Annotated in this window: 18 protein-coding genes; 6 read left to right on the top strand and 12 right to left on the bottom strand. The window is 70.1% G+C overall.

All coding sequences use genetic code 11. The features are described 5' to 3' along the window. Window positions 1-99: 99 nt before the first annotated feature. Together ABT186_RS28405 and ABT186_RS28410 are read right to left on the bottom strand one after the other, a co-directional pair. Window positions 100-3,306: a S41 family peptidase gene (locus ABT186_RS28405; RefSeq protein WP_351927451.1), complete on the bottom strand. Its 3,207-nt coding sequence runs from the start codon at window positions 3,304-3,306 to the stop codon at window positions 100-102. A gap of 69 nt (window positions 3,307-3,375) precedes the next feature. Continuing rightward, window positions 3,376-3,930, bottom strand: a complete 555-nt coding sequence (locus ABT186_RS28410) for a hypothetical protein (protein ID WP_502973347.1) — start codon at window positions 3,928-3,930, stop codon at window positions 3,376-3,378. Window positions 3,931-4,010: 80 nt separating this feature from the next. Between ABT186_RS28410 and ABT186_RS28415 the strand changes: the two genes are divergently transcribed. After that, the gene (locus ABT186_RS28415; protein WP_351230361.1) at window positions 4,011-4,409 is read left to right on the top strand and encodes a hypothetical protein; all 399 of its coding nucleotides are present in this window, start codon (window positions 4,011-4,013) and stop codon (window positions 4,407-4,409) included. Here the strand turns inward: ABT186_RS28415 and ABT186_RS28420 are convergent. From ABT186_RS28420 to hrcA, 5 genes are all read right to left on the bottom strand, one after another. Then, window positions 4,351-4,743 (bottom strand): VOC family protein, encoded by a 393-nt coding sequence (locus tag ABT186_RS28420; RefSeq protein WP_351230359.1) that lies wholly within the window; start codon window positions 4,741-4,743, stop codon window positions 4,351-4,353. The two genes, ABT186_RS28415 and ABT186_RS28420, sit on opposite strands and share 59 nt — an antisense overlap. A 15-nt stretch (window positions 4,744-4,758) precedes the next feature. Beyond that, window positions 4,759-5,499 carry a 16S rRNA (uracil(1498)-N(3))-methyltransferase gene (locus ABT186_RS28425; protein ID WP_351230358.1) on the bottom strand — a complete coding sequence of 247 codons (741 nt, stop codon included), beginning with the start codon at window positions 5,497-5,499 and terminating at the stop codon, window positions 4,759-4,761. Beyond that, on the bottom strand, window positions 5,496-6,575 hold the full coding sequence (locus tag ABT186_RS28430; protein ID WP_351230357.1) for a nitronate monooxygenase: 1,080 nt from the start codon (window positions 6,573-6,575) through the stop codon (window positions 5,496-5,498). Before ABT186_RS28430 ends, ABT186_RS28425 begins: the two co-directional genes overlap by 4 nt. A gap of 329 nt (window positions 6,576-6,904) precedes the next feature. Continuing rightward, a complete protein-coding gene (gene dnaJ, locus ABT186_RS28435) occupies window positions 6,905-8,041 on the bottom strand; it encodes a molecular chaperone DnaJ (RefSeq protein WP_351230356.1) in 1,137 nt (378 codons plus the stop codon). Beyond that, a complete protein-coding gene (hrcA, locus tag ABT186_RS28440; protein WP_351230382.1) occupies window positions 8,042-9,061 on the bottom strand; it encodes a heat-inducible transcriptional repressor HrcA in 1,020 nt (339 codons plus the stop codon). A gap of 193 nt (window positions 9,062-9,254) precedes the next feature. Here hrcA and ABT186_RS28445 point away from each other — a divergent pair, with 193 nt between their 5' ends. Together ABT186_RS28445 and ABT186_RS28450 are read left to right on the top strand one after the other, a co-directional pair. Beyond that, window positions 9,255-9,989 carry an MBL fold metallo-hydrolase gene (locus tag ABT186_RS28445; protein ID WP_351230355.1) on the top strand — a complete coding sequence of 245 codons (735 nt, stop codon included), beginning with the start codon at window positions 9,255-9,257 and terminating at the stop codon, window positions 9,987-9,989. Window positions 9,990-10,035: 46 nt separating this feature from the next. Further along, entirely contained in the window at window positions 10,036-10,860 is an 825-nt protein-coding gene (locus tag ABT186_RS28450; RefSeq protein WP_351230354.1) for a DUF3097 domain-containing protein, read from the top strand. On the opposite strand, the gene ABT186_RS28455 is transcribed toward ABT186_RS28450, so the two are convergent. The 3 genes from ABT186_RS28455 to ABT186_RS28465 all read right to left on the bottom strand — a co-directional run bounded on the left by ABT186_RS28455 (window position 10,829) and on the right by ABT186_RS28465 (window position 14,742). Next, on the bottom strand, window positions 10,829-11,407 hold the full coding sequence (locus ABT186_RS28455; RefSeq protein WP_351230353.1) for a Uma2 family endonuclease: 579 nt from the start codon (window positions 11,405-11,407) through the stop codon (window positions 10,829-10,831). The two genes, ABT186_RS28450 and ABT186_RS28455, sit on opposite strands and share 32 nt — an antisense overlap. A 100-nt stretch (window positions 11,408-11,507) precedes the next feature. Beyond that, window positions 11,508-12,740: a radical SAM family heme chaperone HemW gene (hemW, locus tag ABT186_RS28460; RefSeq protein ID WP_351927453.1), complete on the bottom strand. Its 1,233-nt coding sequence runs from the start codon at window positions 12,738-12,740 to the stop codon at window positions 11,508-11,510. A gap of 64 nt (window positions 12,741-12,804) precedes the next feature. After that, the gene (locus tag ABT186_RS28465) at window positions 12,805-14,742 is read right to left on the bottom strand and encodes a SpoIIE family protein phosphatase (RefSeq protein ID WP_351927455.1); all 1,938 of its coding nucleotides are present in this window, start codon (window positions 14,740-14,742) and stop codon (window positions 12,805-12,807) included. A gap of 102 nt (window positions 14,743-14,844) precedes the next feature. Here ABT186_RS28465 and ABT186_RS28470 point away from each other — a divergent pair, with 102 nt between their 5' ends. Next, a complete protein-coding gene (locus ABT186_RS28470; protein ID WP_351230348.1) occupies window positions 14,845-19,020 on the top strand; it encodes a HAMP domain-containing protein in 4,176 nt (1,391 codons plus the stop codon). Window positions 19,021-19,032: 12 nt separating this feature from the next. After that, window positions 19,033-19,608, top strand: a complete 576-nt coding sequence (locus tag ABT186_RS28475) for a response regulator (protein ID WP_351230346.1) — start codon at window positions 19,033-19,035, stop codon at window positions 19,606-19,608. Between the two features lie 177 nt (window positions 19,609-19,785). Here the strand turns inward: ABT186_RS28475 and ABT186_RS28480 are convergent, their stop codons facing one another. After that, window positions 19,786-21,660, bottom strand: a complete 1,875-nt coding sequence (locus tag ABT186_RS28480; RefSeq protein WP_351230344.1) for an AMP-dependent synthetase/ligase — start codon at window positions 21,658-21,660, stop codon at window positions 19,786-19,788. 334 nt (window positions 21,661-21,994) lie between these two features. After that, on the bottom strand, window positions 21,995-23,863 hold the full coding sequence (gene lepA / locus ABT186_RS28485) for a translation elongation factor 4 (RefSeq protein WP_351230342.1): 1,869 nt from the start codon (window positions 23,861-23,863) through the stop codon (window positions 21,995-21,997). A 232-nt stretch (window positions 23,864-24,095) separates the two neighbouring features. Between lepA and rpsT the strand changes: the two genes are divergently transcribed. Further along, window positions 24,096-24,362, top strand: a complete 267-nt coding sequence (rpsT, locus tag ABT186_RS28490) for a 30S ribosomal protein S20 (protein WP_310776735.1) — start codon at window positions 24,096-24,098, stop codon at window positions 24,360-24,362. Window positions 24,363-24,664: the final 302 nt, after the last annotated feature.

The following is a 24,664-nucleotide window of genomic DNA, read 5'->3' on the forward strand; positions in this document are numbered from 1 at the left end:
CATGGTATCGGCCATGTCAGGGGGAATGCTCACCCCTTTCGCTCCGCGATCAGAGGGGGCGGGGCGCAGCCGACGCGTCTCCCCCCGCCCCGCGACGGATCACAGCGACGGCAGCTCCGGGGGCCGCTTCGCCGGGCGTTCCTCCAGCGCGGCCAGCGCCATGCGCACGGCCTCGTCCAGCTGCACATCACGCCCGGCCGCGTGGTCCTGCGGTGCCTGGACCACCTCGACGTCCGGATCGACGCCGTGGTTCTCCACGCCCCACCCGTAACTCTCCAGCCAGAACGCGTACTTCGGCTGCGTCACCAGCGTCCCGTCGACCAGCCGGTACTTGCTGTCGATCCCGATGACCCCGCCCCAGGTCCGCGTTCCCACCACGGGCCCGATCCCGAGCGCCTTCACAGCCGCGTTCACGATGTCCCCGTCCGACCCTGAGAACTCGTTGGCGACGGCGACGACGGGCCCGCGCGGCGCGTCCTCCGGGTAGCTGTACGCCCGCAGCCCGCGCGGCAGGTCCCAGCCCACGATCCGCCGGGCCAGTTTCTCCACGACCAGCTGGGAGGTGTGCCCGCCCCGGTTCTCCCGGACGTCCACGATCAGCCCCTCCCGGGCGACCTCGATCCGCAGGTCACGGTGGATCTGAGCCCATCCGGGGGCCTGCATGTCGGGCACGTGCAGATAGCCGAGCCGTCCGCCGGACCGCTCGTGCACATACGCCCGCCGGTCCGCCACCCACGCGTGGTACCGCAGGGGCTCCTCGTCCGCGATCGGGACCACGACGGCGTGCCGCAGGTCACCACCGCCGGCCGGCGAGATCGTCAGCTCCACGGGTTTGCCCGCCGTCCCGACCAGCAGCGGCCCGGGACCGGTCACCGGATCCACCGGCCGCCCGCCGACCGCGACGATCGCGTCCCCGGCCCGTACGGCGACACCGGGCGCGGCCAGCGGCGCGTGTGCGTCGGGGTCGGAGGTCTCCGAGGGCAGCACCCGGTCGATGCGCCAGCTGCCGTCCGGGTGCCGGGAGATGTCGGCCCCGAGCAGCCCCTGCCGCCGGTCCGCTCCGGTCCCGTAGCCGCTCGGTGTGACATACGCGTGCGAGGTGCCCAGTTCGCCCTGCACCTCCCACAGGAGGTCCACGAGGTCGTCGTGCGTGGCGACGCGCTCCAGCACCGGACGGTACCGGTCCAGCACGCCGTTCCAGTCGACCCCGCCCAGGTCGGGCCGCCAGAAGTTGTCCCGCATGAGGCGGCCGGTCTCGTCGTACATCTGCCGCCACTCGGCCGCCGGGTCGACGGTCTGCCGTATGCGCGACAGGTCGACGGTGATGTTCGCGTCGCTGTCGTCGTCGTTCGGGGCGCGCCGGTCGCTCGGTACGACCTTGAGCTTGCCGTCGGTCCACAGCAGCACCCGCTTGCCGTCGCCGCTGACCGCGAAGTGGTCAGCGTCCGCGGAGAGGTGCTCGATGCGCTGCTGGACGAGGTCGTAGCGCTCCAGCTCGGACTTGGGATCGGGGTCGTCGGGCGTGGCCCGCGACGTGCCCAGCACACCGTGCACCGGATGCCGCAGCCACAGCACCCCGTCCTTGGCGGCCCGCAGCCCGGAGTAGCGCGCGGCCTCGACCGGGAACGGCACTATCCGGTCGGCGAGCCCTTCGAGGTCGATCCGGGTCGTGGGCGAGCCCTCGCTGTCGGGTGTCTCGTCCTTCTCGGGGGCTTCGAAGGGGCGGCCGTGGCGCTGCGGCCCGAAGGGGGACGGGGTGGTCGCGGCGAGCGTGATCAGGTGCGGCCGGGAGCCGCCCACGAACGCCAGGTCGAAGACGTGCTCGTCGTAGACCGGGTCGAAGGAGCGTGCCGAGAGGAACGCCAGGTGCTTGCCGTCGAGGGTGAACGCAGGTGAGTAGTCCCGGAAGCGGAGCGGTGTCGCCTCCGTCACCGACAGGTCCGTGGTGTTGGCGAGCTTGAGCTGCCGCAGCGGGCGCGGGCCGGGGTGCGACCAGGCCAGCCACGCCGAGTCCGGTGAGAAGACGAGCCCGCTGACCTCGCCGTCCTCGCTGCGGTCGACCTCGCGCACCTCGCCGCTGTCGCGCTCGACGAGCAGCAGCCGTCCGTCGTGGGTGGCGACCGCGACCCGGTTGCCGTCGGGCGCCACCGCGGTCCCGAGGACCCGCCCGAGCTGTCCGGCCCCGAGCCGTCGTGGCGTTGCGCCGGGCGCGAGGCCGGTGGCGGGCGCGAACTCCAGGGCGTCCTCGCCCTCCGCGTCCGTCACCCACACCACCCACTCCTCGCCGTCCGCGCGGAAGGTGTGCGGCAGCCGGGCCCGTACGCCGTGTTCGGCGGCGAGCGCACGGGCGGGCCCCGAGCGGTGGGTGACCCAGTGGACGGCGCCGCGCACCGAGACGGCACTGCCTCGCCCGGTGTGGTCGGGCGAGCCGGCCCCGAACCAGCGGGACGCGCTCACGGGATACGGCTGCAGATCGACACGCTGCCCGCCGAGCCGTATGTCCAGCCGTCGGGGGTCGGCCGCCTCCAGGTCGTCCAGGAGCCACAGTTCACCGGCCGAGGAGTACACGACCCGGGTGCCGTCGGAGGCCGCGTGCCGGGCGTAGAAACCGTCGAGGGGAGTATGCCGCCGCAGGTCCGAGCCGTCGGCCAGGGACGAGTACAGCGCCCCGACGCCCTCGTGGTCGGAGAGGAAGGCTATGCGCTCCCCCACCCACGAGGGGTACTCGATGTTCCCGTCCAGCTCCTCGTGCAGCCGTACGAACTCCCCGTCGCCCTCGCGGTCGATCCACAGCTTGCCCGCCGTGCCGCCCCGGTACCGCTTCCACCAGGCGGCCTCGCGGCCCATGGGCGCGGACAGCAGCACCGTGCGGGGCCCGTACGCGACCTCGCCGACGGGCCCGTAGGGCAGTGTGGTCGCGGGTCCGCCGTCGAGCGGCACGGCGCGTGCCCAGCTGCGGCGCAGGGAGGCCTGCCCGACCGTGCTGAGGGCGAGCACCCGGCCCTCCGGGGTCCAGCCGCGCACCTGGGTCCTCGAACTGCCCCAGTGCGTCAGGCGTTTGGCGGGGCCGCCGTCGATCGGCGCGATGAGCACCTCGGGTGCGCCGTCGCGGGTGGAGGTCCAGGCGACGGTCGTACCGTCCGGGGATATACGGGGGTGGTTGACCGGGACGTTGTCGGCGCTGACCCGCCAGGCACGGCCGCCGTCGAGCGGGGCGACCCAGACGTCGTCCTCGGCGGTGAAGGCGACCAACTCGCCGTGCAGGTGCGGGAACCGGAGATACGCGGGCGATGCGGACTGAGTCACCAGGTCACCCTAAGCAGCGATCCCGCTCCTGGACAGGGTTTTCTCACGTGACTCCGTCCCCTGCCCCGGTCACTTGCCCTGGACCGGCCAGCAGGTGGGGTCGCCCTGGCACCAGATCGTCTTCGTGACGGTGACGGTGGGCCCGGGCTGCCCCGGGGTGATCGGGTGGTACGAGACGGGTGGCGTCGGTGTACTGGCCTCGCAGTTGCCGAGGCCGCTGACGTGGAACACCTCCTTGCCGCCCACGGTGGCCCTGAGGTCCCCGCGGACGCACTTGCCGTCGACGGCACGGGTGACCCTGCCCTTGACGGTGATGTCCCTGTTGTCGTTCGTCTGTCCCTGGCAGTCGACGCTGACCACAGTGGTCTCGGTCGGGGCGGGCGTCCGGCCGGACGTGGAGGCCTTGGTGCCGTAGCTGCCCGTGCAACTGAGCCAGCGCACCTTCACGTGCTGCCGCTCCAGCTCCTTTGTCGCGGTCTGGTCCGTCGTGTACGCCACCGACGCGGAACTCAGATCACCGGGCTGGCACGCGACGGCTCCGCCCACGGCGACCACCACGAGCCCGGTCACCGCCGCTAGCCGTAATCCCTGCGGCCGCCGCCAAATCCGCCTCAATGCCCCCATGGAGGGCAGCCTGCCACTGTCCCGCCCGCGACGGTAGAGCGCATACGGCCATGCGCACGCCCGGGCTCACAATGGGGCGCATGCGCAACGAACGCCGCCTCAGACGCCTCGTCGTGGACGAACGCACCAGGTATCTCTGGTCGGTGCGGCACCGTCACGGCACCGGGGACGGCCGGATGTGCCGCGAGGACCTCGTCCTGTACCGGGACGGCGTGCGGACGTGTGTCGTCTTCCGCGCGGGGCGGGGCCGTTACGTCCCCGACGGCTTCTTGCCGTCGGGGTGCGTCGGCGACGGGCACGGGAACGCGCTCAACCTCCATGAACCCGGTGTCGTACGACGGCTCGTCGACGCGGCGCGGGAACGCGGGCTGCTGTCCGGGGGCGGGGAGGTGGACGGCTGGGAACTCTTCCCGGCGGTCGTCAGCCGCGGAGCAGGAGCCACTCCTGGAGCTCCACCAGATTGCCCTCCGGGTCCTTGAGGTGGGCGACCCGCATCCGGTCCGTCATGGGGGCCGGGCCGTGCAGCAGGGTCGCGCCGCGGGAGGTTATCTGCTCGCAGTACGCGTCCAGGTCGTCCACACGCAGCACCACCAGCGAGCGGTGGCCCGACGCCTCGTCGCCCAGCTCGCCCAGGACCTCGGCCATCATCGACCGGTCCTGCAGCGCGATGCCCGCCGAGCCGGTGGCGGCGCTGAACTTCTCGTACGGCCCGTCCACCGCCCCGGACTGGGGCTTGAGACCGAGGACTTCGGCGTAGAACCGGTAGCAGTCGGCGAAGTCCGAGACCAGCAGCCGTACCTGGGCGAGTTCCATGGTGTCCCCCGTGGGTCAGGACCAGCGTCCCGTGCGGCCGAGCAGCAGCGCGGCCGCCGCGGTGCCCGCGGTCGATGTACGCAGGACGGTACGCCCCAGCCGGAACGCCCTGGCACCTGCCTCGCCGAACAGCGCCAGCTCCTCCGGGGAGACGCCCCCTTCGGGCCCCACGACCAGCAGGATCTCGCCCTCGGCGGGGAGTTCCACGGCCGCCAGGGGCTCGTCGCCGCTCTCGTGCAGAACCGCGGCGAAATCGGCTTTGGCGAGAAGTGCGGCAACCTGCTTGGTCGTCGCCGCGTCCGCCACCTCCGGGAAGCGCACCCGGCGGGACTGCTTGCCCGCCTCGCGGGCGGTGGCCCGCCACTTGGCGAGCGCCTTCAGTCCTCGGTCGCCCTTCCACTGCGTGATGCACCGGGAGGCCGCCCACGGGACGATCGCGTCCACGCCCACCTCGGTCATCGTCTCCACGGCCAGCTCGCCCCGGTCTCCCTTGGGCAGCGCCTGGACGACGGTGATACGGGGGGACGCCGGGGGCTCCTCGTGGACGGACTCCAGATCCGTGACCACCAGACGGTCCTTGCCCTCGGCGGCCTTCACCACGCCCTCGGTCCAGCGCCCGCGCCCGTCGGTGAGGACCACGTCCTCACCGGGCCGCAGCCGCTTCACCGAGACCGCGTGCCGCCCCTCCGGGCCGTCGAGTACGAACTCCCGCCCGAGCCCTTCGAGTTGGTCCACGACGAACACGGGAGCCGTCATTGCCCGGCACCTCCCGTCGACAACGCTGTCGTCGCCTCCTGGAGCTCCGCCGCCAGCACCTCAACCAGTTTTCCGGCGGGCAGGTCGCGGGCCATGCGGTGGCCCTGTCCGGCCCACAGCGCCATGCCCTGCGTGTCGCCCGCCTTGGCGGCGGCCTTGCGCAGCGGCGAGGTGAGGTGGTGGATCTCGGGGTACGCGGCGGGCGCGTACGGTCCGTGCTCCCGCATGAAACGGTTGACCAGACCGCGCGCCGGGCGCCCGGAGAACGCGCGCGTCAGCTCCGTCCGCACGAACCGGTCGTCGGTGAGCGCCCGCTTGTGCAGGACGTTGGCGCCGGACTCGGGCGTCGCGAGGAACGCGGTGCCGAGCTGGGCCGCGCTCGCGCCCGCCGCGAGCACCGCGGCGATCTGGCTGCCGCGCATGATGCCGCCGGCGGCGACGAGGGGGATGCTCACGGCCTCCCGCACCTGGGCGATGAGCGAGAGCAGCCCGATGCCGGAGCCGTCGTTCTCCTCCTGGACGTCCCGGTGGGTGCCCTGGTGGCCGCCGGCCTCGACGCCCTGCACGATCACGGCATCGGCGCCCGCCTCCTGCACCGCGAGGGCCTCCTCCGCGGTGGTCGCGGTGACCAGGGTGAGGGTGCCCGCGCGGCGCAGGGAGTCGAGCACCGCCGGCTCGGGAACCCCGAAGTGGAAGGAGACCACCGGCACCGGGTTGTCGAGGAGAACGGCGAGCTTGGCGTCGTAGCCGTCGTCACGGCCGCTCTCGGGGTCGCCCAGCTCCGTGTCGTACCAGGAGACCTCGCCGGCGAGCTGGTTGGCGTAGACCTCGACGACGGCGGGGTCGGCGTACTCGGGCTGCGGCATGAACAGGTTCACGCCGAAGGGGTCGCCGGTGAGCCCTCGGAGCTGCTTGATCTCCTGGTACATGCCGTCGGCGGTCTTGTACCCGGCGGCGAGGAACCCCAGGCCACCGGCCTCGGACACGGCGGCGGCGAGCTGCGGCACGGAGACACCGCCGGCCATGGGGGCCTGCACGATCGGGTGCCGGAGGAGATCGTTCAGCGGGGAGGACATGACCGCATGGTGCCACGTCCCCCGAACAAGTCCGAATCCGGCCGCCCCCTGGCATATGCCAGGGGAAAGCAATCAGCTCGAGGGGTTGCAGCCCATGGATCCCGTCCGGCGTTTGAGGACGAGACCGGCCATCCCGAACCCCCACCCACCCGCAGGGGCTACGGCTCTCGGTCCCGACAGCCACTTCCCAGCCCGGCCCAGGCAATCTCAGCCCGTCCGGCGTTTGAGGACGAGGCCGTTCGGGCCGGAGCGGGGGTCCGGGGGCGGCAGCCCCCAGCACGGTCACCCCGGCGCCGGCTGCCTACCGAACGCCGGGTACCCACCCCACGTCACCGCCCGTTGAACGCATCCTTCAGCCGCGAGAACAACCCCTGCTGCCCCGGCTGGAACTGCCCCTGCGGCCGTTCCTCACCCCGCAGCTTCGCCAGTTCCCGCAGCAGGCGTTCCTGCTCGGGGTCGAGCTTCGTCGGGGTCTGGACCTCGACATGGACCACCAGGTCACCCCGGCCTCCGCCCCGAAGGTGCGTGACACCGCGGTTGTGCAGGGGGATCGACTGCCCGGACTGAGTGCCGGGGCGGATGTCGACCTCCTCCAGGCCGTCCAGCGTCTCCAGCGGGACCTTCGTGCCGAGGGCCGCCGCCGTCATCGGGATGGTGACCGTGCAGTGCAGGTCGTCGCCGCGCCGCTGGAACATCGGATGCGGCAGCTCGTGGATCTCGACGTACAGGTCGCCGGCGGGACCGCCGCCGGGCCCGACCTCGCCCTCGCCCGCGAGCTGGATCCGCGTGCCGTTGTCGACACCGGCCGGGATCTTCACGGTGAGCGTCCGCCGCGACCGCACCCGCCCGTCGCCCGCGCACTCCGGGCACGGGTTCGGGACGATCGTGCCGAAGCCCTGGCACTGCGGGCACGGCCGGGACGTCATGACCTGACCCAGGAAGGACCGCGTGACCTGCGAGACCTCACCACGGCCACGGCACATGTCACAGGTCTGCGCGGAGGTGCCGGGCGCGGCGCCCTCACCGTTGCAGGTGTTGCAGACGACGGCCGTGTCGACCTGGATGTCCTTGGTCGTACCGAAGGCCGCCTCGTCGAGCTCGACCTCCAGCCGGATCATCGCGTCCTGTCCCCGGCGGGTGCGCGAGCGCGGACCGCGCTGCGACGCCGTACCGAAGAACGCGTCCATGATGTCCGAGAAGTTCCCGAAGCCGCCCGCGCCGAAGCCGCCCGCACCGGCGCCGCCCGACTGGGACAGCGGATCGCCGCCGAGGTCGTAGACCTGCTTCTTCTGCGGGTCCGAGAGCACCTCGTACGCGGCGTTGATCTCCTTGAACCGCTCCTGCGTCTTGGGATCGGGGTTGACGTCCGGGTGCAGCTCGCGGGCGAGCCGACGGAACGCCTTCTTGATCTCCTCCTGCGACGCGTCGCGGCGCACGCCGAGTACGGCGTAGTAGTCCGTGGCCACTTACGACTCCGCCAGGATCTGTCCGACGTACCGTGCCACCGCTCGTACCGCTCCCATCGTTCCCGGGTAATCCATGCGGGTCGGTCCGACCACGCCGAGTTTCGCTACTGCCTCGCCGCCCGAACCGTAGCCGACGGAGACGACGGACGTGGAGTTGAGTCCCTCGTGCGCGTTCTCATGGCCGATACGCACCCGCATGGCCGGATCCTTCGCCTCACCCAGCAACTTGAGGAGCACGACCTGCTCCTCCAGTGCCTCCAGGACGGGGCGAATACTGAGAGGGAAGTCATGCGCGAAGCGGGTGAGATTGGCGGTGCCGCCGATCATCAGCCGCTCCTCGGTCTCCTCCACGAGCGTCTCCAGCAGGGTGGAGAGCACCGTCGAGACGGCGCCTCGGTCCTCCGGTTCCTCGAAGGCCTCGGGCAGGTCCTGCACCAGTGGCGGAACGTCCGCGAAACGACGGCCGGCGACCCGGCTGTTGAGCCGCGCGCGTAGATCCGCAAGAGACGTTTCTCCGAACGGCGCCGGGCAGTCGATCATGCGCTGTTCGACCCGTCCGGTGTCCGTGATCAGCACCAGCATCACACGCGCGGGCGCCATCGACAGCAGTTCCACATGCCGCACGGTCGAACGCGTCAGCGACGGGTACTGCACGACGGCGACCTGCCGGGTGAGCTGCGCAAGCAGCCGCACCGTACGCGCCACCACGTCGTCGAGGTCGACGGCGCCCTCCAGGAAGTTCTGGATCGCGCGGCGCTCGGGCGCGGTCATCGGCTTGACGCCCGCCAGCTTGTCGACGAAGAGGCGGTAGCCCTTGTCCGTGGGGATGCGTCCGGCGCTGGTGTGCGGCTGGGCGATGTAGCCCTCGTCCTCCAGCACCGCCATGTCGTTACGGACGGTGGCCGGGGAGACGCCGAGCCTGTGCCGCTCGGTGAGCGCCTTGGAGCCGACCGGCTCCTCGGTGCCGACGTAGTCCTGGACGATGGCGCGCAGCACTTCGAGCCTGCGTTCACTGAGCATCGCGCACACCTCCAGCGATTCGTCCCCTTGACGCTTCCCCTGGCACTCTTCGCGTGCGAGTGCCAGCATCCCGGCCCAGTGTACGGCGGCCGGGTACGCCCCCGGCAAGGGCGGGCCCCGCTGTCGTACCGACGTGTACCGACCTGTCCTGTGGTGTCCTGCCAGGCCGGGCGCCTGCCGATAGCGTCGCCGTATGACGGTGTTGTGGGAAGGGTCCGGGTGGGAGGCGCTCGGTCCGAGGGCGGGGCGCACCCGGCTTCCGGTCTGGGACTGCACGGCGGGCCTGGTGGTCGGCGACCGCGGGGCACTCATGATCGACGCAGGGTCGAGCCTGACGGAGGGCGCGCGGTTGCGCAGCGCGACGCGACGGCTGCTCGCGCCCCTGGGTGCGGACCGGCGTGTGACGCATCTCGCGCTCACGCACCCGCACTTCGACCATGTCTTCGGGGCGGCGGCGTTCGCGGGCGCGGAGGTGTTCGGGGCGGTGGGCGTGGACACGGTGTTCGTCCACGAGCGCGGCGAACTGGTCGCGGACGCGGTCCGCAACGGTCTGGACCCGGCCGAGGCGGCCGAGGCCGCGGACGTGCTGGTCCACCCGCGCCACCAGGTCTCGGGCGAGTGGACGCTGGACCTGGGCGGGGTGCAGGTCCTGCTGGCGAACGTGGGCCCGGCCCACACGGCCCACGACCTGGTGGTCCTCGTCCCGGGGGACCGGGAGATCGTCTTCTGCGGGGACCTGGTCGAGGAGTCCGGCGAGCCCCAGGCGGGCCCGGACGCGATCCCCTCGCACTGGCCGGCGGCCCTGGACCGGCTGCTGGAGTTGGGTGGGGAGGACGCGGTGTACGTGCCGGGGCACGGCGCCGCGGTGGACGCGGGGTTCGTCCGGGCGCAGCGGGACGAGCTGGCGGCGCGTTTCGGCGTGTCGTAGGACCTTGTACGCCCTTCGGGTCCGGGCTTCTCCTATCGTCACTCGAATGCGCCAGTACTCGCCGGACCTGACCCCGCCGTGGAAGAAGCCCAAGCCCGTACCGGAGGTCCCGGCGGACCCCGGTCTGGTGGTCGAGGAGCCGCGCACCGGCTTCTGCGGCGCGGTGATCCGCTGCGAGGCGGGCACGGTGACCCTGGAGGACCGCTTCGGCAAGCACCGGGTGTTCCCGCTGGAGCCGCGGGGCTTCCTGCTGGAGGGCCGGGTGGTGACGCTGGTACGCCCGTCATCGGCCGCCCCCGCGCGCCCCACCCGTACGGCCTCGGGCTCGGTGGCCGTCCCCGGCGCACGCGCGAGGGTGGCCCGGGCGGGCCGCATCTATGTGGAGGGCCGCCACGACGCGGAACTGGTGGAGAAGGTCTGGGGCGACGACCTGCGCATAGAGGGCGTGGTGGTGGAGTACCTGGAGGGCGTCGACGACCTGCCCTCGATCGTCGCGTCCTTCGCCCCCGGCCCCGACGCCCGCCTGGGCGTCCTTGTGGACCACCTTGTTCCGGGCAGCAAGGAGTGGCGGATCGCGGAGTCGGTGACGAGCGAGCACGCCCTGGTGGTGGGCCACCCGTACATCGACATCTGGGAGGCCGTGAAGCCGGCGGCGCTGGGCATCGCGGAGTGGCCGCGGGTGCCGCGCGGGCAGGACTGGAAGACGGGGGTGTGCCGGGCTTTGGGCTGGCCGTCGGACAACACCGGCGCGGTGTGGCAGGCGATCCTGAAGCGGGTGGGGTCTTACAAGGATCTGGAGCCGGAGTTGTTGGGGAGGGTGGAGGAACTGATCGATTTCGTCACGGCAAGTGGTGACGCCGGACTCCTGTGAGGGTTCCGAACTCGCTGGTGTCCAGTTCGAGGCCAAGGGAGTCCAGCGGAAGGGGGTCGCCGAACTTCGTAATCCGCTGCGCTCGATAGTCGGCCACATCCCCGTCGCCGACAGGTTCTGTGAGCAGAACGCAGTGCGCCACGATCGGGTCGATGATCAGATACGCAGGGATCTTGCCCGCCGCATAGATGGACCGCTTGACCCCGTAGTCTCGGTCGACGCTTGTCTTGGAAACCACCTCGACCACCAGCGTGACCAACTGAGAGGGCAGCAGACGCCCCGACTGCGGGGCAATGCCGCGTTCCAGCACCAACAGGTCCGGCACAGGCTCGCTGGCCTCGTCGATAATGTCCACGTCTGTCGTCTGGAGCCGTTCCCAACGCTTGCGCGGGATCTGGTCCTGCACGTCCACCACGATCCGGTTGTGCACCAGATCGGGAGTGGCCATCATCACGATTTCCCCCCGGAGAAGCTCGACCTTGATACCCCGGGGAGGCTCGAACTCCTCGAAGAACTTCGTCATCCCACGCTCGTCCACAGCGGTCATCTCCGTGGCCCTCCACATCCGCCGCGTCCTTTTGGCGGCAGCCTACGAACCAGGTTAGGGACCGAACCGGCGTTCCGCGCCCATTCACTCGCCGGAGTGATCAGTCCACCAGGTCCCGCACCACCGCATCCGCCAGCAACCGCCCCCGCAACGTGAGAACGGCCCGCCCCTCCCCGTACGGCCCCTCCTCCAGCAGCCCGTCCGCCAGCGCCCGGCGCGAAGCCGCGCGCCCCTCCTCGCGCAGCAGCGACAACGGCACCCCCTCCCGCAGCCGCAGCTCCAGCAGGATGCGCTCGACCCGGCGGTCCTCCTCCGACAGGACCTCCCGCCCCGCGCCCGGGGAGCGGCCCTCCGCCAGTGCCGCCGCATACGCCCCCGGATGCTTCACGTTCCACCAGCGCACCCCGCCCACGTGGCTGTGCGCGCCGGGGCCCGCGCCCCACCAGTCGGCGCCGCGCCAGTACAGCTCGTTGTGCAAACAGCGGCCGGATTCCGACGTGGCCCAGTTGGAGACCTCGTACCAGTCGTAGCCCGCCGACCCGAGCACCTCGTCCGCGATCAGATAACGGTCCGCGTGGACGTCGTCGTCCGTCATCGGGATCTCGCCCCGGCGGATACGGCGCGCCAGCTGCGTGCCCTCCTCGACAATCAGCGCATACGCCGATATGTGGTCGGGACCCGCGCCCAGCGCCGCGTCCAGCGAAGCCCGCCAGTCCTCGTCCGACTCCCCCGGTGTGCCGTAGATCAGGTCCAGGTTCACATGTGCGAAGCCCGCCGCCCGCGCCTCGGCCACGCACGCCTCGGGGCGGCCCGGGGTGTGTGTACGGTCCAGGATCTTCAGGATGTGCGGGCGGGCGCTCTGCATACCGAAGGAGATCCGGTTGAAGCCGCCCTCCCGGAGCGTGGCCAGATACCGCTCGTCCACCGACTCCGGGTTCGCCTCCGTCGTCACCTCGGCGTCGTCCGCGAGACCGAACTCGTCACGGATCGACCTCAGCATCCGTACGAGGTCGTCGGCCGCCAGCAGCGTCGGCGTGCCGCCGCCCACGAAGACCGTGCGGACCTCGCGCGGGTCGTCGCCCAGCACCTTGCGGGCCAGCCGGATCTCGTCGATCAGCGTCTCCGCGTAGTTGTCGCGGGACGCCAGTACCCCGCCCGTGCCGCGCAGCTCCGTCGCCGTGTAGGTGTTGAAGTCGCAGTAGCCGCAGCGCGTCGCGCAGTACGGCACATGGAGGTAGAACCCGAGGGGGCGCTCGGCGGCACCGGCGAGCGCCTGCGCGGGCAGTGCGCCGTCGGCGGGGACGGGCTCGCCGTCGGGGAGTGCGGAAGGCATGTCCTCCATTGTCCCGTACTGCCGGGAGTCCTGATTCCCGCTGGTCAGTCCGCATTCCCGCTGGTCACTCCGCCTGCAGCACCAGCAGCGCCAGATCGTCCTCCGGCGGCTTCCCCCCGAACTCGTGCACCAGCCTCCTGATCCGCTCCGCGATCAGCTGTGCGTTCAGCCCGGCGCAGCCGGCGAGCGCCGTTGCCAGTCCGTCGCCGTCGTCGAACTGGAGTGATCCGCTGCGCCGCTCGGTCACCCCGTCCGTGACGCACAGGAGTGTGTCGCCGGGATACAGCTCGAAGGTCTCGCAGGCGTACGTCTCGTCCTCGACGACCCCGAGCAGCGTCTGCGGCTGCGCCACGACCCGTACGTCGCCGTCCGGGCCCAGCAGCAGCGGCAGCGGATGCCCGGCGGCGGCGAGCGTGCAGCGCACCCCGCCCTCGAAGGGGACCAGCTCGCCGTAGAGGAGGGAAAGAAAGCGGGCGTGCGGGCCGTAGTCGGCGACCGGCATCGGAGCGCCCGCCGCGACCAGCGCCCGCGCCGCCGCGTCCGAGGCCTCCGTCGCGTCATCCAGCAGGAGCTGGTTGAGGCGGTCCAGGACGTCGGGGACCGCGTAGCCCTCCCGGGCCAGCAGCCGCAGCCAGGGCCGGGCGAGCCCGATCACGACCGCCGCCTCCGGTCCCTTGCCCTGGACGTCGCCGAGCGCAAAGCACCACCGTCCGTCGCCGGCCGGGAAGAGGTCGTAGAAGTCGCCGCTCGGTCCGCCCTTGTCGCACGGTTCGTGGACGAGCGCGCTGCGCACCCCGGGGATCTCGGCGACCGCTCCGGGCAGCAGACCGCGCTGCAGCACCCGGCTGATGGTGGCCTGGCGCGTGTACCGCCGGGCCGCCCCGATGGCCAGCGCCACCCGGCGGCTGAGGTCCTCGACGAGCCCGGTGACCTCGTCGGGGAAGCGCAATAACCCCGCCCGTCCGATGACCAGCGTGCCCAGCGGCCGGCCGCCGGCGATCAGCCGGTAGGCGAGCGCGGCCCCGGTCGCGCCTCTCGGGCCCAGTGCCTCGCCGGGCCAGGGCACGGGCACCGCTCGGGAGCGCACCGACTCCGGCAGCCGGGGCGGGTCCTTCTCCAGCGCCCGGCGCAGCTCCTCGATACGGTTCTCGCTGCCGTGCCAGACACGGGCCAGCCGCGGTCCGGTGGTCACCACCTCCTCGGGCCCGTGCCAGCCGGTGGCCTCGTCCTCCAGCCACACCGCGCACCAGTCCGCGAGCCGCGGTACGAGGAGCTGTCCGGTGAGCGCGGCGACCAGGTCCTCGTCGAGCTGTCCGGCCAGCAGGTCGGAGGCCTCGGCGAGGAAGGAGAGGGCGCCGCGGCCCCGCCACTCCCGGTCGTACGCGCAGCGTGCGGGCTCGGCGAAGGCGGAGAGTTCGGGCCCGAGGATCTCGGCCGCGCTCAGCCCTCGTGCCAGGGCGCTCTCACCGGCGTACGCCTCGATCTTCTCCTCGGCGTCCAGGGCGCCGTCGAGGGGCAGCCGCGCCCAGACCGTCTTGGCCCCGGTGCGGTAGGTGATCCCCCAGGCCGTGGAGAGCGAGGAGACGAGCCTGAGGCCGCGACCGTACTCGGGTATGCCGTAGGGGTGCTCGGTGCCGTCGTCCCGTACCGCGCGCGAGGGGTGGTGGTCGGAGACCTCGACGACGACGCCGGCCGGGTCGTCCTCCGCGTCGTGAAGCCGGCAGACCAGGTCGATGTCCGTGCCGGCGTGCACGACGGCGTTGGTGACGAGTTCGCTGACGACGACCAGGGCGTCGTCGGCCAGCCGGTCGGTGAACGTGTCCGGTTCGGCGCCCTTGGCCCACTCGGTGAGGGCGGCGCGCACGAACCGGCGGGCGGCGCCCGCCGCGAGCGGGCCCCCGGGCAGTGTCGTACGCACCACCGCGCACACCCCTGCGCCGTCGTGCACGGGCGCATCAGGGGCACGGGACATGGTCTCCCGTTGCGTCGGAATGGCCCCCATGGACAGCTCCCCGAGGAGTTCGGACGAATAGGCCTCTGGCGATGCGGACAGAGTGACAGACTGACCACGCCCATAAGCGCCGAGTTACCGAAGTGGGCCGCCATGAGTGAGAACAGTGCTACAGATGTGGTCGAAGACGGACAGATTCGAGCATCGGATCTACGTCCCCTGCTCGCCGCGATGACGGCCGCCCGTGACGGCGACTTCACGAAAGTGCCGGAGACCGGACAGGGCCTGGTGGCCGAACTGAACGCTGTGTTCAACCAGATCATGGACCGCACCACCCACTTCAACGCGGAAGTGCAACGCGTGAAGCGGGAGTTGGTGCGGCACGGCCGGCTCGACGAGCGGGTGTCGGCGAGTCCGGGCCAGGGCGCCTGGACGTCCAGGGTCAACGACGTCAACCAGGTGCTGGACGCGCTGGTGGCCCCGGCGGCCAACGCCACACGGGTGCTGGACGCGGTGGCCGGGGGCGATCTGACCCAGCGGGTCGATCTGCACGACGGCAGCCGCCAGTTACGTGGCGACCTGCGGCGCCTCGGCCGCGCGGTCAACAAGATGGTCGACCAGCTGTCCCTGTTCACGGGCGAGGTGACCCGGGTCGCGCGCGAGGTCGGCACCGAGGGACGGCTCGGCGGCCGGGCCAAGGTGCGGGGCCTTTCGGGCAGTTGGCGGGATGTGACCGAGGCGGTCAACACGATGGCCTCGCGGCTGACGGCGCAGGTGCGGGACATCGCGCTGGTGACGACTGCGGTGGCGCGCGGGGACCTGACCCGTACGGTGACGGTCGAGGCGACCGGCGAGCTGCTGGAGCTGAAGCTCACCGTGAACACGATGGTGGATCAGCTCTCCGCGTTCGCCGACGAGGTGACGCGTGTGGCGCGGGAGGTCGGCACCGAGGGCCAGCTGGGCGGGCGTGCTCAGGTGCGGGGTGTCAGCGGGGTCTGGAAGGACCTCACCGACAACGTCAACTTCATGGCCTCGAACCTGACCTCGCAGGTCCGCAATATCGCCCAGGTGACCACCGCCGTGGCCAACGGCGACCTGAGCCAGAAGATCACCGTCGACGCCCAGGGCGAGATCCTGGAGCTGAAGTCCACGATCAACACGATGGTCGACCAGCTCTCCGCGTTCGCCGACGAGGTGACGAGGGTCGCGCGCGAGGTCGGCACCGAGGGGAACCTCGGTGGACGCGCCCAGGTGCGGGGCGTCAGCGGGGTCTGGAAGGACCTCACCGACAACGTCAACTTCATGGCCGACAACCTCACTTCACAGGTGCGCAACATCGCGCTGGTGTCGACCGCCGTCGCCCAGGGCGACCTCGGCAAGAAGATCACGGTCGAGGCGAAGGGCGAGATCCTGGAACTGAAGTCGACCATCAACACGATGGTCGACCAGCTCTCCGCGTTCGCCGACGAGGTCACCCGCGTCGCCCGCGAGGTCGGCACCGAGGGAAACCTCGGCGGTCAGGCGCAGGTGCGGGGCGCCAGCGGGGTCTGGAAGGACCTCACCGACAACGTCAACTTCATGGCGCTGAACTTGACTTCTCAGGTCCGCAATATCGCCCAGGTGACGACCGCCGTCGCCAACGGCGACCTGTCCAAGAAGATCACCGTCGACGCCCGCGGGGAGATCCTCGAACTGAAGGACACCGTCAACACGATGGTGGAGCAGCTGCGCGCCTTCGCGGACGAGGTCACCCGCGTGGCCCGGGAGGTCGGCACGGACGGCAGGCTGGGCGGCCGGGCCCAGGTGCTCGGTGTCTCCGGCGTCTGGCGGGATCTGACGGACAACGTCAACTACATGGCCGACAACCTCACCTCACAGGTGCGCAACATCGCCCAGGTCGCGACGGCGGTGGCCCAGGGCGACCTGTCGAAGAAGATCGACGTGGACGCGCGCGGCGAGATCCTGGAGCTGAAGACCACCATCAACACGATGGTGGACACCCTCTCCTCCTTCTCCTCCGAGGTCACACGGGTGGCCCGCGAGGTGGGAAGCGAGGGCCAACTGGGTGGCCAGGCGCGGGTCGAGGGCGTGTACGGCACCTGGAAGCGCCTGACGACGAACGTGAACGAGCTGGCGCTGAACCTCACCACCCAGGTCCGCGCGATCGCGGAGGTGGCGTCCGCCGTGGCGCAGGGCGACATGTCCCGCTCGATCACGGTCGAGGCGCGCGGCGAGGTCGCCGAGCTGAAGGACAACATCAACCTGATGGTGGCCAACCTCCGCGAGACGACCCGCGCGAAGGACTGGCTGGAGTCCAACCTGGCCCGGCTGGCCGCGCTGATGCAGGGACACCGCGATCTGATGGAGGTCGCCGACCTGATCCTGCGCGAGCTGACCCCGCTGGTGAACGCGCAGTACGGCGCGTTCTATCTGGCCGACCCGGGCGAGGACGGCGCCTCGGTGCGCACCACCGTGCCCGCGAAGGGGCTCGCGTTCATCGCCGGGTACGGGTCGGCGCAGGAGACGACCGTCGAGACCGGCGGCCTCCCGGTGCACGGCCTGGTCCGCCAGGCGGCGCGCGAGAAGAAGCGGATCCTCGTCGAGGAGGCCCCGCCCGACTACATCAAGATCAACAGCGGGCTCGGGGAGGCCGCCCCGACCAGCGTGGTCATCATCCCGATCCTCTTCGAGGACAAGCTCCTCGGCGTCATCGAACTGGCGTCCTTCTCCCGCTTCTCCGACGTCCACCTGGCCTTCTTCGACCAGTTCGTGAACACCATCGGCGTCGCGATCAACACCATCATCGCCAACTCCCGCACCGAGTCCCTGCTCGGCGAGTCCCAGCGCCTGGCCATGCAGCTGCAGGAGCGCTCGGACGAACTCCAGAAGCAGCAGGCGGAGCTGCAGCGCTCGAACGCGGAACTGGAGGAGAAGGCCGCGCTGCTCGCGACGTCGTCGCAGTACAAGTCGGAGTTCCTGGCGAACATGTCCCACGAACTGCGTACCCCGCTGAACTCCCTGCTGATCCTGGCCCGCCTGCTCTCCGACAACCCGGACGGCCACCTCTCCGAACAGGAGGTGCAGTTCGCGACGACGATCCACCGCTCGGGCTCGGACCTCCTCCAGCTGATCAACGACATCCTGGACCTGTCGAAGATCGAGGCGGGCCGGATGGACGTACGCCCCAAGAGGCTCCCCCTCATCAAGCTGCTGGACTACGTCCATGCCACCTTCCGCCCGCTCACCCTCGACAGGGGGCTCGCCTTCGACGTGACGGTCGGCGAGGACGTACCGCGCGATATGTACTCGGACGAACAGCGGCTGCAGCAGATCCTGCGCAACCTGCTCTCGAACGCCATCAAGTTCACCGCCACCGGCGGGGTCGAACTGACCGTCGGCCTCGTCAAGGACCCCGACCACCGCTACACCCGGGAGGACACCGAGGAGGTGATCGCCTTCGCGGTCTCCGACACCGGCATCGGCATCGCGGCCGAGAAACTCCCGGTGATCTTCGAGGCGTTCCAGCAGGCCGACGGCACCACCAACCGCAAGTACGGCGGTACGGGCCTCGGTCTGTCCATCAGCCGGGAGATCGCGGGCCTGCTGGGCGGGAAGATCATCGCGGAGAGCGTGCCCGGCAAGGGGTCGACGTTCACGCTGTACGTGCCGGTCCTCAGCCCCGGGCACACGGTGGCCGGAACCACTCCCCAGGACCGTCCGGCACCCGTCCCCGAGCAGGTGTCCAGCGAGCCATACACCGGCCATGACACCGACGACGCCTGGCCCGCGCCCACCAAGCTGGAGGCGTGGAAGTCGGGCCGGGCCGGCCAGGTACTGCCCGGCCGGCGGGTGCTGATAGTCGACGACGACATCCGCAACGTCTTCGCGCTCACCCATGTCCTGGGCCGCGTCGGCATGCCCGTCCTGTACGCGGAGAACGGCCGCGAAGGCATCGAGACGCTGGAGCGCAACCCGGACGTCGAACTCGTCCTGATGGACATCATGATGCCGGAGATGGACGGCTACGAGACCATCTCCGCCATCCGCCGCACCCCCCGCTGGACGGGCCTGCCCATCGTCGCCCTGACCGCGAAGGCGATGCCCGGGGACCGCGAGAAGTCCATCGCGCGCGGCGCCAACGACTACGTGCCCAAACCGGTGGACGTCGACCAGCTGCTGACCGTCGTGTGCGCCCTCCTGGACCCGGACAGCGTGGAGAGGGAGGGGCACACCGCCGCCGAGGGGGATGGGAGCACCTCCCTGCTCGAGCGAGGCCGAGAACTCGGGGGAGCCCCCGGGGAGCCCGCCGTCCCGCCGACCATCGATTGAGGCACCCACACGATGCGTATCGAGGAAGCATCCGACGACCGCGCCAGCATCCTCCTGGTGGACGACATGGAGGACAACCTGATAGCGCTGGAGGCCGTCCTGGGATCCCTCAACGAGCCGCTGGTACGCGCGCGTTCAGGAGAAGAGGCGATGAAGGCGCTGCTCAGACAGCGCTTCGCCGTCGTCCTGCTGGACATACGCATGCCGGGCATGGACGGTTTCGAGACCGCCGCGAACATCAAACGGCTCGACCAGACCAAGGACGTCCCGATCATCTTCCTGACCGGCTCGGACGCCGACGCGGGATACGCCTTCCGCGGCTACGCAACCGGGGCCGCCGACTATCTGACGAAGCCGTTCGACCCCTGGGTACTGCGCGCCAAGGTGACGGTGTTCCTGGACCTGCACCGCAAGAACCAGCAACTGGAACGATTGCTGGCCCGGGAGCAGGTGCATTGCGTGGAGCTGAGCAGCCGGCTCGCGGCTCTGGAGAAGCGGCTGACGGGTGATGGACTCCCGGACCTGGCGGAACTTCGCATCCAGGTCCGGGAGTTACAGCAGTTGGTGACCGGGGGGCGCGTGTTCTAGGGGCGCGGGGCCGTGACATGGTGCGACTCCGCCGCGATGGGGGTTCCCCCTGTTCATGGGGTCCCCCCTGTTCGAGCGAAGTCGAGAACTTGGGGGAGAAGCCGAGAAACTTGGGGGAGCGACAAGCCACAGACGGCCCGCAGACGGCCCGCAGACACCTCGCAACCCCAGGCACCCCTAGGCTTCGCGACTACCGGCGTACATCTCATCGATCAGATGCTTGTACTCCCGCTCCACAACCGGCCGCTTCAACTTCAGGCTCGGCGTGATCTCCCCGTGCTCGACATCGAGATCCCGCGGCAGCAGCCGGAACTTCTTGATGGTCTGCCAGCGCTGAAGACCCTCGTTGAGCTGCTTGACGTAGCCCTCGACCATCTCGACCGTGGCGGGCGCGGCGACGATGTCGGCGTACGACTTGCCCTCCAGCCCGTTCTCCTTCGCCCACTCCAGGATGGACACCTCGTCGAGGGCGATGAGCGCGGTGCAGAAGTTCCGGTCGGCGCCGTGCACGAGAATGTTGGAGACGTAGGGGCACACCGCCTTGAACTGACCCTCGACCTCGGCGGGCGCGATGTACTTGCCGCCGGAGGTCTTGATGAGGTCCTTCTTGCGGTCGGTGATCCGCAGATAGCCGTCGGGCGACAGCTCGCCGATGTCACCGGTGTGGAACCAGCCGTCCGGCTCCAGGACCTCGGCGGTCTTCTCCGGCAGCCCGTGGTAGCCCTCCATGATGCCGGGGCCGCGCAGCAGGATCTCGCCGTCGTCCGCGATGCGCACCTCGGTGCCGGGCAGCGGCTTGCCGACCGTGCCCGTACGGTACGCCTCACCCGGGTTCACGAAGGAGGCCGCGGAGGACTCGGTGAGGCCGTAGCCCTCCAGGATGTGGATGCCGGCGCCCGCGAAGAAGTACCCGATCTCCGGAGCGAGGGCGGCGGAACCGGAGACACAGGCGCGCAGGTTGCCGCCGAACGCCTCGCGGATCTTGGCGTAGACCAGCGCGTCCGCGGTCTTGTGCTTGGCGGCCAGACCGAAGGGCACGGAGTGGGTGCCGGTACGGCGGAAGTTGTCCTGCGAGACCTTGGCGTACTCGCGCGCGACCCCGGCCGCCCACTGGAAGATCTTGTACTTGGCGCCGCCGCCGGCCCGGGCCTTGGCCGCCACGCCGTTGTAGACCTTCTCGAAGATGCGCGGCACGGCCGCCATGTACGTCGGCTGCACCACCGGCAGATTCTCGATGATCTTGTCGACGCGCCCGTCGACCGCGGTGACGTGTCCGACCTCGATCTGACCGGAGGTGAGCACCTTGCCGAAGACGTGCGCGAGCGGCAGCCACAGGTACTGCACGTCCTCGCCGCTGATCAGTCCGGTCGCGGCGATCGCCTTCGCCATGTACGCCCAGTTGTCGTGCGGCAGGCGCACACCCTTGGGGCGGCCAGTGGTGCCGGAGGTGTAGATGAGGGTGGCGAGCTGGTCCTTGGTGATCGCGCCGACCCGCTCCTTGATCAGCTCGGGGTGCTTCTCCAGGTACGCGGCCCCGCGGGTCTCCAGCTCGGCGAGCGTGAGCACCCGGTCACCGGTCTCGACGCCCGCCGGATCGATCACTACGACATGGGTCAGCTCGGGAAGCTCGGCACGCTTCTCCTCCGCCTTGGCCAGCTGCGCGGCGTTCTCCGCGATGAGCACCTTGCTCTCGGAGTCGGAAAGGATGAAGGCCGACTCGTCGGCGTTCGTCTGCGGGTAGATCGTCGTCGTGGCCGCCCCGGCGCACAGGATGCCGAGGTCGGCGAGGATCCACTCGACCCGCGTCGAGGACGCGAGCGCCACCCGCTGCTCCGGCTGCACACCCAGCTCGATGAGTCCCGCCGCGATCGCATAGACCCGCTCGGCAGCCCCGGCCCAGCTCAGCGACTTCCAGTCGTCCGGGCCCGTACCCGAGGCGGGGGGTACGGGGTAGCGGTAGGCCTCGGCGTCCGGCGTGGCTGCCACGCGCTCCAGGAAGAGGGCCGCCACGGACGGCGGACGGTTCTCGATCAAAGTCTGTGTGTCGCTCACGACATCCTCCGGGGCCCGCGACAGTGCGGCTGGCTCATGTGCTGCTGACTCATTGCGACTGACTCAATGGACTGGCTCAATGCGACCGACTCATTGCGACTGGCTCATTGCGGCTGACTCATTGCGGCTGGTGTCACTCGCGAACGGTTGTTTAACTCGCGAGTAACTATCGAGCAGGGATCAGGGTAGAGCCCGACCGGCCGGTGCGTAAGGGGCAGCGGCCTGTCACTTCCTACAGAGCGCGACCGGGAGTACGCACAGGGGCCCGCCGCACTTTCATACGACGAACCCCTGTTGCACCCGTTTTGGCGAGGTACCCGCGGGTAACTCGTGGTTACTTCTTGCCCTTGGCCGACCCCGCGCTGTCATCACTGGACAGCACGGCAATGAAGGCCTCCTGAGGAACCTCCACGGAACCCACCATCTTCATCCGCTTCTTGCCCTCCTTCTGCTTCTCCAGCAGCTTCCGCTTACGGGAGATGTCACCGCCGTAGCACTTGGCCAGGACGTCCTTGCGGATGGCGCGGATGGTCTCGCGTGCGATCACCCGGGAGCCGACGGCGGCCTGCACCGGCACCTCGAAGTTCTGCCGCGGGATGAGCTCCTTCAGCTTGGCGACGAGCCGGACGCCGTACGCGTATGCCTGGTCCTTGTGGGTGATCGCCGAGAAGGCGTCGACCTTGTCGCCGTGCAGCAGGATGTCGACCTTGACCAGCGAGCTGTTCTGCTCGCCGGTGGGCTCGTAGTCGAGGGACGCGTACCCGCGGGTCTTGGACTTCAGCTGGTCGAAGAAGTCGAAGACGATCTCGGCGAGCGGAAGGGTGTAGCGGATCTCGACGCGGTCCTCGGACAGGTAGTCCATGCCGAGCAGGGCACCGCGGCGGGTCTGGCACAGCTCCATGATCGCGCCGATGAACTCGGTGGGCGCGAGGATCGTGGCCCGTACGACCGGCTCGTACACCTCGGCGAGCTTCCCCTCGGGGAACTCGCTCGGGTTGGTGACGACATGCTCGGTGCCGTCCTCCATGATCACGCGGTAGACCACGTTCGGCGCGGTGGCGATCAGGTCGAGCCCGAACTCGCGCTCCAGCCGCTCGCGGATCACGTCGAGGTGCAGCAGCCCCAGGAAGCCGACGCGGAAACCGAAGCCGAGGGCGGCGGAGGTCTCCGGCTCGTAGACCAGCGCGGCGTCGTTGAGCTGGAGCTTGTCGAGGGCCTCGCGCAGGTCGGGGTAGTCCGAGCCGTCGAGCGGATACAGGCCCGAGAAGACCATGGGCTTGGGGTCCTTGTAGCCGCCCAGCGGCTCGGTGGCGCCCTTGGCCTGGCTGGTGATGGTGTCACCGACTTTGGACTGGCGGACGTCCTTCACACCGGTGATGAGGTAGCCCACCTCGCCGACGCCGAGCCCGTCGGCCGGGAGCATCTCGGGCGAGTTGACGCCGATCTCCAGCAGCTCGTGGGTGGCGCCCGTGGACATCATCTTGATGCGCTCGCGCTTGTTGAGCTGGCCGTCGATGACACGGACGTACGTGACGACGCCGCGGTACGAGTCGTACACGGAGTCGAAGATCATCGCGCGGGCGGGAGCGTCCACGACGCCGACCGGCGCCGGAATCTCCCGCACGACCTTGTCGAGCAGCGTGTCGACGCCGACACCCGTCTTCGCGGACACCCGCAGCACGTCGTCGGGGTCGCAGCCGACGAGGTTGGCGAGCTCCTCGGCGAACTTCTCGGGCTGCGCGGCCGGCAGGTCGATCTTGTTCAGTACGGGGATGATCGTGAGGTCGTTCTCCATCGCCAGGTAGAGATTGGCGAGGGTCTGGGCCTCGATGCCCTGGGCGGCGTCGACGAGGAGGATGGTCCCCTCGCAGGCGGCGAGCGACCGCGAGACCTCGTACGTGAAGTCGACGTGGCCAGGGGTGTCGATCATGTTGAGGATGTGCGTGTTGCCCGGATCGTGGGTCGGGGCCCACGGCAGACGCACCGCCTGGGACTTGATCGTGATGCCGCGCTCGCGCTCGATGTCCATGCGGTCGAGGTACTGAGCGCGCATCTGCCGCTGCTCGACGACGCCGGTCAGCTGGAGCATCCGGTCGGCGAGAGTGGACTTGCCGTGGTCGATGTGCGCGATGATGCAGAAGTTGCGGATCAGAGCCGGGTCGGTACGGCTCGGCTCGGGCACATGGCTAGGGATCGCGGGCACGCAGGGTCCTGATTCTTGAGGCGTCCGCAGTCTCTGCGGTCTCGGGTCGGATCGATACGTAGCTTCCATGGTCCCACGCGCGGGAGGCTGCGACCGGTTTGGGCGGCCCGGAAGGCGACTGGTAGCCTGGGTGGCTGTGTCTCCTGCCCTCTCAGCGCGAGGCACCTCTTCAAGAAATCACCGGCGCGTGAGACGTCCAGTCTCGCGTGCCTGAACCTGTAAAGGCTCATTCGTGGCGAACATCAAGTCCCAGATCAAGCGGAACAAGACGAACGAGAAGGCGCGCCTTCGCAACAAGGCCGTCAAGTCCTCGCTCAAGACCGCGATCCGCAAGGCTCGCGAGGCCGCCGCCGCGGGTGACGTCGAGAAGGCCACCGAGCTCCAGCGCGCCGCCGCGCGTGCGCTCGACAAGGCCGTCTCGAAGGGCGTCATCCACAAGAACCAGGCCGCCAACAAGAAGTCGGCGCTTGCTTCCAAGGTCGTGGCCCTCAAGGGCTGACACTTGATTTGACGCCGGAGGGAACCGAGCGGGCCCTCTCTCATCCGCTCCCACCCGGCACCCGGGTTCGTACGCGGCCTGCGTTCGCCACGCGGGTACGAACCCAAGAGCTTCATCCGAGGACCCCGGCACCTAGCCCTTCCCCAGGGCGGGCGCCGGGGTTCTCGGCGTTCGTACCCATGGCCCGTCGTTCGGGTACCCATGGCCCGCCCGGCATTCGAGCACGAGGCAGCCCAGCCACTTCCAGCCCGTCCGGCGTTTGAGGACGAGGCCGTTCAGGCCGAAGCGGGGGTCTGGGGGCG

The organism is Streptomyces sp. NPDC001634 (assembly GCF_040298185.1).
GTDB lineage: Bacteria > Actinomycetota > Actinomycetes > Streptomycetales > Streptomycetaceae > Streptomyces.